The sequence below is a fragment of the Citrobacter enshiensis genome (assembly GCF_029338175.1).
In the GTDB taxonomy this organism is placed as follows: Bacteria; Pseudomonadota; Gammaproteobacteria; order Enterobacterales; family Enterobacteriaceae; genus Citrobacter_D; species Citrobacter_D enshiensis.
Genome location: NZ_CP119862.1, coordinates 4,252,631 through 4,266,788 on the forward strand (window position 1 = coordinate 4,252,631; position 14,158 = coordinate 4,266,788).

Sequence of the window (14,158 nt, forward strand, 5' to 3'; positions counted from 1 at the left end):
TGGCTCAGTCCGGACAGGGGCTGAGCCTATTGTCCATTACGAAACGCAAGCACCGCCTGGCGGCACTGTTCTGTCACATGCTCAATATCATGGTTCACATCGATGCGGGCAATATCGTGTTCATCTTCCTGCGGGCACTCCAGTGCGTCGAACTGGCTTTTCAGCAACCCCATCGGCATAAAATGCCCAGCCCGACGCTGCATGCGCGCCAGAATAGTCTCGTAATCACCGTCCAGCCACAGGAAATGCACATTAGGACTGCCCTGACGCAATATATCGCGATACTGTTTTTTTAATGAAGAACAGACGATAAATCCGGTCTCATTCTTTTTATACAGGCTGTAGCTGGCGTCATTTAATCGTGCTAACCAGGGGAGTCGGTCCTCATCGGTTAACGGAATACCTTCAGACATTTTATCAATGTTTTTGGCCGGATGGAGATCGTCACCATCAATGAATTTAGCCGATAATACCGCGGAAACTTTACTGCCAATTAATGATTTACCGCTACCCGAAACACCCATCAAAATATAACTTTCCCCGGCCATCGAAAAAACTCCAGATTCATATTCCATGGCGCGATACTACGCCCTCTACTTTGGAGAGTTCACGCTTTTTTAGCACCGCTGATGAGAATTACAAGGCGCATCACGTTATGCGTAACATTGTAGCGTAACAATTTTCCAGCGTGACTTTCGTCACAAATGATAACAAACAAAACCGTTTAAATGCTGCCGAGGTTACTACCTGACCAGTGAGGCATTTATGCAAGTCAAAACACAATCCTGCGTTGTCGCGGGCAAGAAAACCGTTGCCATTACAGACCAAAATATTGAATGGGATAATAATAAAGGAACGTTGGTTAAAATTACCCGAGGGGGAATTTGCGGTTCCGATTTACATTATTATCAGGAAGGAAAAGTCGGTAATTTCACCGTCAAAGCACCAATGATTTTAGGCCATGAAGTTATTGGCAAAGTAGTTCATAGCGATTCAAAAGAATTACACGAGGGTCAGTCGGTTGCTATTAATCCGTCTAAGCCTTGCGGTCACTGTAAATACTGTTTACAGCATGAAGAAAACCAGTGTACGGAAATGCGTTTTTTTGGCAGCGCCATGTATTTTCCCCACGTCGACGGCGGCTTTACTCAGTTTAAAATCGTCGATACCGCGCAGTGCATTCCCTACCCGCAGCAGGCCGATGAGAAAGTAATGGCCTTTGCCGAACCGCTGGCCGTGGCGATCCATGCCGCACATGAAGCGGGCGATCTGCAGGGCAAGCGCGTGTTTATCTCCGGCGTAGGCCCAATCGGTTGCCTGATTGTCAGCGCGGTGAAAACGCTCGGCGCGGCAGAAATCGTCTGCGCAGACATCAGCCCACGCTCGCTCACACTGGCTCAGCAGATGGGCGCCGATACACTCATTAACCCGCAACAGGACTCGCTCGACGAGTGGAAAAAAGAGAAAGGCTATTTCGACGTCAGCTTCGAAGTCTCGGGGCACCCTTCTTCGATTGCCTCCTGTCTGGAAGTGACCCGCGCGAAAGGCGTGATGGTGCAGGTCGGCATGGGCGGCGCAGTGCCGGACTTCCCGATGATGATGCTGATCGGCAAAGAAATCTCGCTCAAAGGCTCATTCCGCTTTACCACCGAGTTCAACACTGCGGTGTCGTGGCTGGCAAATAACGTTATCGACCCGCTGCCGTTACTGAGCGCCGAATATCCGTTTACCGACCTCGAACAGGCACTGATCTTCGCCGGAGATAAAACCCAGGCGGCGAAAGTCCAGCTCGTTTTTGAAGAAACAAAATAAGGAATAACACGATGAACGATCTTTTTTCACTGGACGGAAAAAACATTCTTATCACCGGTTCTGCTCAGGGTATTGGTTATTTACTGGCGACCGGGCTGGGTAAATATGGCGCGCAGATTATCGTCAATGATATTACGCCAGAACGCGCGGAAGCCGCTGTCGCCAGGCTGCAGCAGGAAGGTGTTCGCGCCGTTGCCGCGCCTTTCAATGTTACGCATAAACAAGATATTGATGCCGCCATCGAACATATCGAAAAGGATATTGGTCCGATTGATGTGCTGGTAAATAACGCGGGTATTCAACGCCGCCATCCTTTTACCGAGTTCCCGGAACAGGACTGGAACGACGTGATCGCGGTAAACCAAACCGCAGTGTTCCTGGTATCGCAGGCAGTGACCCGCCGGATGGTAGAGCGTCAGACCGGAAAAGTCATCAACATCTGCTCCATGCAGAGCGAGCTGGGACGAGACACCATTACGCCGTATGCCGCTTCGAAAGGCGCGGTGAAAATGCTCACCCGCGGAATGTGCGTTGAGCTGGCACGTCACAATATCCAGGTGAACGGTATCGCACCAGGCTACTTCAAAACCGAAATGACCAAAGCGCTGGTTGAAGATGAAGCCTTCACCTCCTGGCTGTGCAAACGTACGCCAGCCGCACGCTGGGGCGATCCGCAGGAGCTGATTGGCGCCGCGGTATTCCTCTCTTCTAAAGCTTCTGATTTTGTTAACGGGCACCTGTTGTTTGTCGATGGCGGCATGCTGGTCGCCGTCTGACGCAACGCAACACCACGCAGCGCCCTGGCGCTGCTTTTTTGGCAACGATAAGAGATACGATTATGCCATTAATCATAATTGCGGCAGGCGTCGCGCTGCTTCTGGTCCTGATGATTGGCTTTAAAGTTAACGGCTTTATTGCCCTGGTACTGGTTGCAGCCGTCGTCGGTTTTGCCGAAGGGATGGATGCACAGGCCGTTCTGCACTCTATACAAAATGGGATCGGCGGTACGCTCGGCGGGCTGGCGATGATCCTCGGGTTCGGCGCAATGCTCGGTAAGCTGATTTCTGATACCGGCGCCGCCCAGCGCATCGCTACCACGCTGATTGGTACATTCGGTAAGAAACGTGTGCAGTGGGCGCTGGTCATCACCGGTCTGGTTGTCGGTCTGGCAATGTTCTTCGAGGTCGGTTTTGTTCTGCTGTTGCCACTGGTGTTTACGGTAGTGGCCTCCTCCGGTCTGCCGCTGCTGTATGTCGGCGTGCCGATGGTTGCGGCACTATCCGTTACCCACTGTTTTTTGCCGCCGCATCCGGGGCCAACCGCGATTGCCACCATCTTCGAGGCTAATCTCGGCACCACCCTGCTGTACGGCTTTATCATTACTATCCCGACGGTGATTGTCGCCGGGCCGCTGTTTTCCAAGCTATTGACCCGCTTTGAAAAAGCGCCGCCTGAAGGTTTATTCAACCCGCATTTATTCACCGAAGAAGAGATGCCGTCGTTCTGGAACAGTATCTTTGCGGCCGTTATCCCGGTAATACTGATGGCGGTAGCGGCGGTGTGCGAAATTACGCTGCCAAAGACCAACAGCGTGCGGGTGTTCTTTGAGTTTATTGGTAACCCTGCGGTCGCGTTGTTTATCGCCATCGTGCTCGCCATTTTTACTCTCGGTCGACGTAACGGACGTACGATAGAGCAAATTATGGATATCATTGGCAACTCTATCGGCGCGATTGCGATGATTGTGTTTATCATCGCCGGCGGCGGTGCGTTTAAGCAGGTTCTGGTGGACAGCGGCGTGGGTCAATATATCTCGCACTTGATGACCGGCACTTCGCTCTCTCCACTGCTGATGTGCTGGACAGTAGCGGCGTTGCTGCGCATCGCGCTCGGTTCAGCGACCGTCGCAGCCATTACCACCGCAGGCGTGGTATTGCCGATAATTAACGTCACTCATGCCGACCCGGCACTAATGGTGCTAGCTACCGGCGCGGGCAGCGTGATTGCTTCACACGTTAACGATCCTGGCTTCTGGCTGTTTAAAGGTTACTTTAATCTCAGCGTTGGAGAAACGTTGCGTACCTGGACGGTAATGGAAACGCTGATTTCCATTATGGGACTCCTCGGGGTTCTGACGCTGAACGCCGTTCTGCATTAATTCGGCATCACCGGGGAACGAAAGTCTGCGTTCCCCGGCTCAGGAGAAAAGATGAGGAACCACAGAATTTCTTTGCAAGATATCGCCACCCTGGCGGGCGTGACCAAAATGACGGTGAGCCGCTACATCCGCTCGCCGAAAAAGGTCGCAAAGGAAACCGGTGAACGTATCGCGCAGATTATGGAGGAGATCAATTACATCCCCAACCGGGCGCCCGCGATGCTGCTGAATGCGCAAAGCTATACGCTCGGCGTGCTGATCCCCTCTTTTCAAAACCAGTTGTTCGCCGATATTCTCGCCGGTATAGAGTCGGTGACCTCGGACCATAACTATCAGACGCTGATCGCCAACTACAATTACGATCGGGAATCCGAGGAAGAGTCGGTGATCAACCTGCTCTCGTACAATATCGACGGCATTATTCTTTCCGAGAAATACCACACCCTGCGCACTGTTAAATTTATGCGTTCTGCCAACATTCCGGTGGTGGAGCTGATGGATATTCAGGGCGATCGTCTGGACATGGAGGTGGGATTCGATAACCGCCAGGCGGCGTTTGATATGGTCAGCACCATGTTAGATAAACGCCAGCGGCACAAAATTCTCTACCTGGGTTCGAAAGATGATGTCCGTGATGAGCAGCGCTATCGCGGCTACTGCGACGCCATGACGCGCCGTGGTCTGGAGCCACTGCGTGTTAACCCTCGCGCTATCTCATCCATTCATCTGGGCACACAAATGATGCGTGACGCGCTCGCTGCACACCCGGATTTAGACGGCGTGTTCTGCACCAACGACGATATTGCGATGGGCGCACTGCTGCTGTGCCGCGAACGTGAACTTGCCGTCCCGGAACAGATCTCCATTGCCGGGTTCCACGGGCTGGAAATGGGCAGGCAGATGATCCCAAGCCTCGCCAGCGTGATCACCCCACGATTTGACATTGGCCGTATGGCGGCGCAAATGTTGCTGAGTAAAATCAAGAACAACGACCATAACCACAATACCGTGGATTTGGGGTATCAGATTTACCAGGGCAATACGTTATAAGTTTTTTCTCCGCACCGCGCATACTTTCTCTCATCGACATTGCCTATACTCCAGGCAGGATAAATGGAGGAAATCTCATGAGCGCACCCTTGTTAATTGCCCGCACGCCAGAAACCGAGCTGTTCTTACTGCCAGGCATGGCAAACCGTCACGGGCTGATTACTGGCGCGACGGGGACGGGTAAAACTGTCACGTTGCAAAAGCTGGCCGAATCGCTGTCGGAAATCGGCGTTCCGGTGTTTATGGCGGATGTGAAAGGCGATCTGACGGGCGTGGCTGAAGAGGGCGTAGCCTCGGAAAAACTGCTTACCCGGCTAAAAAACATCGGTATCGCCGACTGGCAGCCCCACGCCAATCCAGTGGTGGTGTGGGATATTTTCGGCGAAAAAGGCCATCCGGTGCGGGCGACCATCTCCGATCTCGGACCACTGCTGCTCGCGCGTCTGCTGAACCTGAACGAGGTCCAGTCCGGCGTACTTGATATTATCTTTCGTATTGCCGATGACCAGGGGCTATTGCTGCTGGATTTCAAAGACCTGCGGGCCATTACGCAATACATTGGCGATAACGCCAAATCCTTCCAGAATCAGTACGGCAATATCAGCAGCGCCTCGGTTGGGGCGATACAGCGTGGCCTGCTGACCCTCGAGCAACAGGGCGCGACACACTTCTTTGGCGAGCCCATGCTGGAAATCAAAGACTGGATGCGCGTCGACGCAAACGGCAAAGGGATTATCAATATCCTCAGCGCAGAAAAACTTTACCAGATGCCAAAACTGTATGCCGCCAGCCTGCTGTGGATGCTCTCCGAACTCTACGAGCAACTGCCGGAAGCGGGCGATCTGGAGAAGCCGAAGCTGGTGTTCTTCTTCGACGAGGCGCATCTGTTGTTCAACGACGCGCCACAGGTGCTGTTGGATAAAATCGAACAGGTTATCCGCCTGATCCGCTCAAAAGGCGTCGGCGTCTGGTTCGTCTCGCAGAATCCGTCCGACATACCCGACAACGTGCTCGGACAGTTGGGTAATCGCGTGCAGCATGCCCTGCGCGCCTTCACGCCGAAAGATCAGAAAGCGGTGAAAACCGCAGCGCAGACGATGCGGGCGAATCCAGCATTTGATACCGAAAAAGCCATTCAGGAGCTGGGTACCGGTGAAGCGCTAATCTCGTTTCTTGATGCTAAAGGCAGTCCGTCAGTGGTGGAACGCGCAATGGTCATTGCACCCTGCTCGCGTATGGGGCCACTCACCGACGACGAACGTAACGGGTTACTTAATCACTCTGCACTGTACGGCAAGTATGAGGAAGAGGTGGATAGCGAATCCGCTTACGAGAGGCTGCAAAAGGGTGTGCAGGCCAATACTGAACAGCAGAACAACCCGACAGTGAAAGGCAAAGAGGTCGCGGTTGACGATGGTATTCTCGGCGGGTTGAAAGACATTCTGTTTGGCAGCACCGGACCGCGCGGCGGTAAACGTGATGGCGTCGTACAGAGTGTTGCCAAAAGCGCAGCGCGTCAGGTCACCAATCAAATTATACGCGGGATGTTAGGCAGCTTACTGGGCGGGAGAAAACGCTAAGGTGAGACATGCACCCTCCCGTGTCACGGGAGGGTAACAGGATTACGATCTCCGCAGCATTAACCAGAGGCTGATCAGGAAGAACGATGCGCTTGGCAACAGCGCGCCAATAATCGGCGGAATGCCGTACACCAGCGTCAGTGGACCAAAGATCTGGTCAAGCACGTAGAAGACAAAACCAAAGCTGATACCGGTTACAACACGCGCCCCCATCGGAACGCTACGCAGCGGACCGAAAATGAACGACAGCGCCATCAGCATCATGACGGCCACAGAGAGCGGCTGGAACACTTTACTCCACATATTGAGCTGGTAGCGTCCGGCGTCCTGACCACTCGACTTCAGATACTTCACGTAGCTGTGCAGACCGCTAATGGAAAGCGCATCTGGATCTAACGCCACCACACCGAGTTTGTCCGGCGTCAGGTTGGTTTTCCAGGTACCGCTCACCGTCTGTGAACCGGTGATTTGCTTGGGATTGGTCAGGTTGGACTCATCGACCTGCGACAGACGCCATACTTTGTGCTCAGCATCGAATTTCGCAGAAGCGGCATAACGTACCGACTGCAAACGGCGCTGGTCGTTGAAGCCGTAGATACTGATCCCGCCCAGCTCCGTGTCGCCTTTAACCCGTTCGATATACACAAAGTTGTGGCCGTCTTTCGCCCACAGCCCTTGCTGAGTAGAAAGCAGCGAGCCGCCATACATCTGCTGAGCACGATAGTTACGCGCCATCTGCTCGCCCTGCGGAGCAACCCACTCGCCAATTGCCATCGTCAACAGCACCAGTGGAATGGCCGTTTTCATGACCGACAGCGCCACCTGCATGCGGGTGAAGCCAGAAGCCTGCATCACCACCAGTTCGCTGCGCTGCGCCAGCATCCCCAGCCCCAGTAACGCGCCCAACAGCGCCGCCATCGGAAAGAAGATCTGCACATCTTTTGGCGCGCTGAGCAGGGTATACATCCCTGCGCCCAGCGCATCGTAGCTCCCCTGCCCGGCTTTTTTCAGCTGGTCGACGAACTTGATAATGCCGGAGAGCGACACCAGCATGAACAGCGTCATCATGATGGTGGTGAAAATGGTTTTACCGATATAGCGGTCAAGTACACCAAATGGCTGCATTACACCGCTCCTCTACGCAGAAAACGGGCACGCAGACGGCGTACCGGCACTGTATCCCACAAGTTCAGGCCAATCGCCAACGCCAGATACGCAAGGTTCACCACCCACATCCAGAGAGCCGGGTCCAGTTTGCCTTTACCGCCATTGGATTTCAGGGAGGTCTGCACAAGGAAGAACAACAGATACAGCAACATCGCTGGAAGCATCGACAGGACGCGTCCCTGACGCGGGTTCACCACGCTCAGCGGCACGACCATCAGCGCCATCATAAAGACGGTAAATACCAGCGTCAGGCGCCAGTGCAGTTCCGCCCGGGCACGATCGGTATTGGCCGACAACAGAGCGCTCATATCCATCTGCTCGGAATCATTGGGATCCAGCGCAACCGCCTGATGCCCGATGATCGCCTGATAGTTCTGGAAATCGGTAATGCGGAAATCACGTAACAGTGCGGTCCCTTCGAAGCGTGTCCCCTGATTCAGGGTGACCACCTGAGAGCCGTCGCCAAGCTGCGTCAAATGTCCGGAATCCGCCACTACCACGGAAGGACGGGCGTTGCCTTTCGGGCGGATTTGCGCGAGAAATACATCTTTGAAGTCGCTGCCATCGACACTTTCGATAAACAGGACCGAGCTGCCATTGGTTGCCTGCTGGAATTGCCCCTGCGCAAGCGCAGCCATACCGGGGTTGGCTTTCGCCTCCGCCAGCACTTCATCCTGATGTTTAGATGATAAAGGTCCCGCCCACATGACGTTGACCGCAGCGACAATACCAGTAAACAACGCCAGTACCATGGCGGCTTTTACCAGGACGGCTTTGCTCAACCCGCAGGCGTGCATGACCGTAATTTCACTTTCAGTATAGAGTTTGCCCAGCGTCATCAGCAGCCCGAGGAACAGGCTGAGAGGCAGAATGAGCTGCGCCATTTCAGGCACGCCCAGCCCCAGTAGCGAGAGCACCAGATTTGCCGGAATATCACCGTCAACCGCCGCACCGAGGATCCTCACTAACTTTTGACAAAAGAAAATCAAAAGCAAGATGAAAAGGATCGCAAGTTGGCTTTTGAGCGTCTCCCGTACCAGATATCTTATGATTATCACTTTAAATACGCCCGTAAAAACTCGTCTTTTGCAGGATTTTAGCTTGTTTCATGGCTTAAACGTCATTTATTCTCTTGAGTCGTCGAAATCGTCGCTAAGACTATTATACTCAACGGATTCACCTCTCAGAAAATTGTTCTGACGTGCCAATACCGTAATAACGTTAAGATTAACACGAAGTCACCGCAACAGCGGACATGAGTTACGAAAGCTTGCAATTCTATCCGTAGCCACCGCCGTTGTCTTTAAGAATCAGGAGTGTAGTGCATGGAGTTCAGTGTAAAAAGCGGTAGCCCGGAGAAACAGCGGAGTGCCTGCATCGTCGTGGGCGTCTTTGAACCGCGTCGCCTCTCTCCGATTGCAGAACAGCTCGATAAGATCAGCGACGGGTACATTAGCGCACTGCTGCGCCGTGGCGAACTGGAAGGAAAACCGGGGCAGACGCTATTGTTGCACCATGTGCCGAACGTTTTGTCCGAGCGAATTCTCCTTATTGGTTGTGGCAAAGAGCGCGAACTTGATGAGCGCCAGTACAAGCAGGTCATTCAGAAAACCATCAATACTTTGAATGATACTGGCTCAATGGAAGCCGTCTGCTTCCTGACCGAGCTGCACGTCAAAGGTCGTAATAACTACTGGAAAGTGCGTCAGGCGGTCGAGACAGCCAAAGAGACGCTGTACAGTTTTGATCAACTGAAAACCAACAAAAGCGAACCGCGCCGTCCGCTGCGTAAAATGGTTTTCAACGTGCCGACCCGCCGTGAACTGACCAGCGGCGAACGCGCGATCCAGCACGGTCTGGCGATTGCCGCCGGTATCAAGGCAGCAAAAGATCTTGGCAATATGCCGCCGAACATCTGCAACGCCGGTTATCTGGCTTCGCAGGCGCGTCAGCTGGCCGATTCCTACAGCAAAAACGTCATTACCCGCGTCATCGGCGAACAGCAGATGAAAGAGCTGGGCATGCACTCCTACCTCGCGGTGGGCAACGGTTCGCAAAACGAATCGCTGATGTCGGTGATCGAATACAAAGGTAATCCGTCCGAAGACGTGCGTCCGATCGTGCTGGTCGGTAAAGGGCTGACCTTTGACTCCGGCGGTATCTCCATCAAGCCTGCCGAAGGCATGGACGAGATGAAGTACGACATGTGCGGCGCGGCTGCAGTGTACGGCGTGATGCGCATGGTGGCGGAACTGCAGTTGCCGATTAACGTCATCGGTGTGCTGGCGGGCTGTGAAAACATGCCGGGCGGGCGAGCTTATCGTCCGGGCGACGTGTTGACCACCATGTCCGGTCAGACCGTTGAGGTGCTGAACACCGATGCTGAAGGCCGTCTGGTGCTGTGCGACGTATTAACCTACGTTGAGCGTTTTGAGCCAGAAGCGGTGATTGACGTGGCGACCCTGACCGGCGCCTGCGTGATTGCGCTGGGCCATCACATCACCGGTTTGATGTCGAACCATAATCCGCTGGCGCACGAGCTCATTAGCGCGTCCGAGCAGGCGGGTGACCGCGCATGGCGTCTGCCGCTGGGCGATGAGTTCCAGGAGCAACTGGAGTCCAACTTTGCGGATATGGCTAACATCGGCGGGCGTCCTGGCGGGGCAATCACCGCAGGCTGCTTCCTGTCGCGCTTTACCCGTAAGTATAACTGGGCGCACCTGGACATCGCCGGTACCGCATGGCGTTCCGGCAAAGCGAAAGGCGCAACCGGTCGTCCGGTCGCGTTGCTGTCGCAGTTCCTGCTCAACCGCGCCGGGTTTAACGGCGAAGAGTGATGTTAAATGCCGGGTGGCGGCTTCGCCTTACCCGGCCTACAACGTCACGATACCGTAGACCCGGTAAGCGCAGCGCCACCGGACAATACGTTTAAATCCACAACAAGAAGCCCCATATATGAAGAATGCAACGTTCTACCTTCTGGACAACGACACCCATGTCGATGGCTTAAGCGCTGTCGAACAACTGGTGTGCGACGTTGCCGCAGAACGTTGGCGCAGTGGCAAGCGCGTGCTGATTGCCTGTGAAGATGAGCAGCAGGCCATTCGTCTGGATGAAGCACTGTGGGCAAGACCGGCTGACAGTTTTGTCCCACATAATCTGGCGGGTGAAGGCCCGAGAGGTGGCGCGCCGGTTGAAATTGCCTGGCCGCAAAAACGCAACAGCAGCCCGCGGGATATTTTGATCAGCCTGCGAACAAACTTTGCAGATTTTGCCACCGCTTTCACAGAAGTGATAGACTTCGTTCCTTACGAAGATTCTCTGAAACAACTGGCGCGTGAACGCTACAAAGCCTACCGCGTGGCTGGTTTTAACCTGAATACGGCAACCTGGAAATAATGGAAAAGACATACAACCCACAAGATATCGAACAGCCGCTTTACGAGCACTGGGAACAGCAGGGCTACTTCAAGCCAAACGGTGATGAAAGTAAAGAATCCTTCTGCATCATGATCCCGCCGCCGAACGTCACCGGCAGTTTGCATATGGGTCACGCCTTCCAGCAAACCATCATGGATACCATGATCCGCTACCAGCGCATGCAGGGTAAAAACACCCTCTGGCAGGCGGGGACCGACCATGCCGGTATCGCCACCCAGATGGTCGTTGAGCGCAAGATTGCCGCTGAAGAAGGTAAAACCCGTCACGATTACGGACGCGATGCGTTCATCGACAAAATCTGGCAGTGGAAAGCGGAATCTGGCGGCACCATTACCCGTCAGATGCGCCGTCTCGGTAACTCCGTGGACTGGGAGCGTGAGCGCTTCACCATGGACGAAGGTCTTTCCAATGCCGTGAAAGAAGTCTTCGTACGCCTCTACAAAGAAGACCTGATTTACCGTGGCAAACGCCTGGTCAACTGGGACCCGAAACTGCGCACCGCCATCTCTGACCTGGAAGTGGAAAACCGCGAGTCCAAAGGCTCGATGTGGCACATCCGCTATCCGCTGGCCGACGGCGCGAAAACCGCAGACGGTAAAGATTATCTGGTCGTCGCTACCACGCGTCCGGAAACCCTGCTGGGCGATACCGGCGTGGCCGTAAACCCGGAGGATCCGCGTTATAAAGATCTGATTGGCAAATTCGTGGTACTGCCGCTGGTGAACCGCCGCATTCCGATTGTGGGCGATGAACACGCCGACATGGAAAAGGGCACCGGCTGCGTGAAAATCACCCCGGCGCACGACTTTAACGACTATGAAGTCGGTAAACGTCACGCTCTGCCAATGATCAACATTCTGACCTTTGACGGCGATATCCGTGAAAGCGCTCAGGTATTTGATACGAAAGGCGAAGAATCTGACGTCTACGCCAGCGATATCCCGGCGGAGTTCCAGAAGCTGGAACGCTTTGCCGCCCGTAAAGCGGTGGTTGCTGCCGTTGACGCTCTCGGCCTGCTGGAAGAGATTAAACCCCACGATCTGACCGTGCCGTACGGCGACCGTGGCGGTGTAGTTATCGAACCGATGCTGACCGACCAGTGGTACGTGCGTGCCGATGTGCTGGCAAAACCAGCGGTTGAAGCGGTTGAGAACGGCGACATTCAGTTCGTGCCGAAGCAGTACGAAAACATGTATTTCTCCTGGATGCGTGATATTCAAGACTGGTGTATCTCCCGTCAGCTGTGGTGGGGTCACCGTATCCCGGCATGGTACGACAACGAAGGCAACGTCTACGTGGGTCGCACCGAAGACGAAGTGCGGAAGGAAAACAACCTGAGCGCCGACATTGCGCTTCGTCAGGACGAAGACGTTCTCGATACCTGGTTCTCCTCCGCGCTGTGGACCTTCTCCACTCTCGGCTGGCCGGAAAACACCGACGCCTTGCGTCAGTTCCACCCATCCAGCGTAATGGTCTCCGGCTTCGACATCATCTTCTTCTGGATTGCCCGCATGATCATGATGACCATGCACTTCATCAAAGATGAAAACGGCAAGCCGCAGGTTCCGTTCCATACCGTCTACATGACCGGTCTTATTCGTGACGACGAAGGCCAGAAGATGTCCAAATCCAAGGGCAACGTTATTGATCCGCTGGATATGGTCGACGGTATCTCACTGGCAGACCTGCTGGAGAAACGTACCGGTAACATGATGCAGCCACAGCTGGCGGAGAAAATCCGTAAGCGTACCGAAAAGCAATTCCCGGATGGCATCGAGCCGCACGGCACCGACGCCCTGCGCTTCACCCTGGCGGCACTCGCCTCTACCGGTCGCGATATCAACTGGGATATGAAGCGTCTGGAAGGTTACCGTAACTTCTGTAACAAACTGTGGAACGCCAGCCGCTTTGTGCTGATGAACACCGAAGAGCAGGATTGCGGCTTCAACGGCGGCGAAATGACCCTGTCGCTGGCGGACCGCTGGATTCTGGCGGAGTTTAACCAGACCATCAAAGCGTACCGCGAAGCGCTGGATAACTACCGCTTCGATATCGCTGCAGGCATCCTGTACGAGTTCACCTGGAACCAGTTCTGCGACTGGTATCTGGAGTTGACCAAGCCGGTGATGAACGGGGGTTCTGAGTCTGAACTGCGCGGCACTCGCCATACTCTGGTGACCGTGCTGGAAGGTCTGCTGCGCCTCGCGCACCCGATCATTCCGTTCATCACTGAAACCATCTGGCAGCGCGTGAAAGTGATTTGCGGCATCACCGCCGACACCATCATGCTGCAGCCGTTCCCGCAGTACGATGCGTCTCAGGTTGATGAAGCAGCAGCTTCTGACACCGAGTGGCTGAAACAGGCCATCATTGCGGTACGTAACGTCCGTGCGGAAATGAACATCGCTCCGGGCAAACCGCTGGAGCTGCTGCTGCGCGGTTGCAGCAAGGACGCGGAGCGTCGTGTGAACGACAACCGTGGCTTCCTGCTGAATCTGGCGCGTCTGGAGAGCATCACCGTGCTGCCAGCCGATGACAAAGGTCCGGTGTCGGTAACCAAAATCATCGACGGTGCTGAGCTGCTGATCCCGATGGCTGGCCTCATCAACAAAGAAGATGAGCTGGCGCGTCTGGCGAAAGAAGTGGCGAAAATCGAAGGTGAAATCAGCCGCATCGAAAACAAACTGTCTAACGAAGGCTTTGTGGCGCGCGCACCGGAAGCGGTGATCGCCAAAGAGCGTGAGAAGCTGGACGGTTACGCGGAAGCGAAAGCGAAACTGGTTGAGCAGCAGGCGGTTATCGCCGCGCTGTAATCAAATGCCAGGTGGCGCTACGCTTACCCGGCCTACAGTCCGTTGCAATATCAATGTATTGTGCGCTTTATCAGGCGCACAATACCTTCGTTCCTGAATTATCCTCTCTTGCACTCCCCTGCCCTGCGGTGTTATTA

Annotated in this window: 12 protein-coding genes; 8 read left to right on the forward strand and 4 right to left on the reverse strand. The window is 54.4% G+C overall.

Translation table 11 applies throughout. From position 1 onward, the window contains the following. Positions 1-26 precede the first annotated feature (26 nt). Positions 27-548, reverse strand: a complete 522-nt coding sequence (gene idnK, locus P2W74_RS20225; protein WP_407649618.1) for a gluconokinase — start codon at positions 546-548, stop codon at positions 27-29. 217 nt (positions 549-765) lie between these two features. Here idnK and idnD point away from each other — a divergent pair, with 217 nt between their 5' ends. The 5 genes from idnD (at position 766) to P2W74_RS20250 (ending at position 6,600) form a co-directional block, all read left to right on the forward strand. After that, positions 766-1,812, forward strand: a complete 1,047-nt coding sequence (idnD, locus tag P2W74_RS20230) for an L-idonate 5-dehydrogenase (RefSeq protein WP_276292978.1) — start codon at positions 766-768, stop codon at positions 1,810-1,812. 11 nt (positions 1,813-1,823) lie between these two features. Then, positions 1,824-2,588 (forward strand): gluconate 5-dehydrogenase, encoded by a 765-nt coding sequence (gene idnO / locus P2W74_RS20235; protein ID WP_276292979.1) that lies wholly within the window; start codon positions 1,824-1,826, stop codon positions 2,586-2,588. 62 nt (positions 2,589-2,650) lie between these two features. Next, positions 2,651-3,970: a gnt-II system L-idonate transporter gene (gene idnT, locus P2W74_RS20240; RefSeq protein WP_276292980.1), complete on the forward strand. Its 1,320-nt coding sequence runs from the start codon at positions 2,651-2,653 to the stop codon at positions 3,968-3,970. Positions 3,971-4,021: 51 nt separating this feature from the next. Further along, a complete protein-coding gene (gene idnR / locus P2W74_RS20245) occupies positions 4,022-5,020 on the forward strand; it encodes a DNA-binding transcriptional regulator IdnR (RefSeq protein ID WP_276292981.1) in 999 nt (332 codons plus the stop codon). A 77-nt stretch (positions 5,021-5,097) separates the two neighbouring features. Continuing rightward, positions 5,098-6,600: a helicase HerA-like C-terminal domain-containing protein gene (locus P2W74_RS20250; RefSeq protein ID WP_276292982.1), complete on the forward strand. Its 1,503-nt coding sequence runs from the start codon at positions 5,098-5,100 to the stop codon at positions 6,598-6,600. Between the two features lie 42 nt (positions 6,601-6,642). Here the strand turns inward: P2W74_RS20250 and lptG are convergent, their stop codons facing one another. The 3 genes from lptG to P2W74_RS20265 all read right to left on the reverse strand — a co-directional run bounded on the left by lptG (position 6,643) and on the right by P2W74_RS20265 (position 8,938). Further along, positions 6,643-7,725, reverse strand: a complete 1,083-nt coding sequence (lptG, locus tag P2W74_RS20255) for an LPS export ABC transporter permease LptG (protein ID WP_276292983.1) — start codon at positions 7,723-7,725, stop codon at positions 6,643-6,645. Continuing rightward, complete coding sequence (gene lptF / locus P2W74_RS20260) at positions 7,725-8,825, reverse strand: LPS export ABC transporter permease LptF (protein WP_276292984.1); 1,101 nt, start codon at positions 8,823-8,825, stop codon at positions 7,725-7,727. The genes lptG and lptF overlap by 1 nt, the downstream gene beginning before the upstream one ends. A 62-nt stretch (positions 8,826-8,887) precedes the next feature. Next, positions 8,888-8,938, reverse strand: a complete 51-nt coding sequence (locus tag P2W74_RS20265; protein WP_223307023.1) for a hypothetical protein — start codon at positions 8,936-8,938, stop codon at positions 8,888-8,890. 154 nt (positions 8,939-9,092) lie between these two features. Here P2W74_RS20265 and pepA point away from each other — a divergent pair, with 154 nt between their 5' ends. The 3 genes from pepA to valS all read left to right on the forward strand — a co-directional run bounded on the left by pepA (position 9,093) and on the right by valS (position 14,021). Beyond that, positions 9,093-10,604, forward strand: a complete 1,512-nt coding sequence (pepA, locus tag P2W74_RS20270; RefSeq protein WP_192610898.1) for a leucyl aminopeptidase — start codon at positions 9,093-9,095, stop codon at positions 10,602-10,604. Between the two features lie 118 nt (positions 10,605-10,722). After that, positions 10,723-11,166, forward strand: a complete 444-nt coding sequence (gene holC / locus P2W74_RS20275; RefSeq protein WP_276292986.1) for a DNA polymerase III subunit chi — start codon at positions 10,723-10,725, stop codon at positions 11,164-11,166. Beyond that, on the forward strand, positions 11,166-14,021 hold the full coding sequence (gene valS, locus P2W74_RS20280) for a valine--tRNA ligase (RefSeq protein WP_276292987.1): 2,856 nt from the start codon (positions 11,166-11,168) through the stop codon (positions 14,019-14,021). The genes holC and valS overlap by 1 nt, the downstream gene beginning before the upstream one ends. Positions 14,022-14,158: the final 137 nt, after the last annotated feature.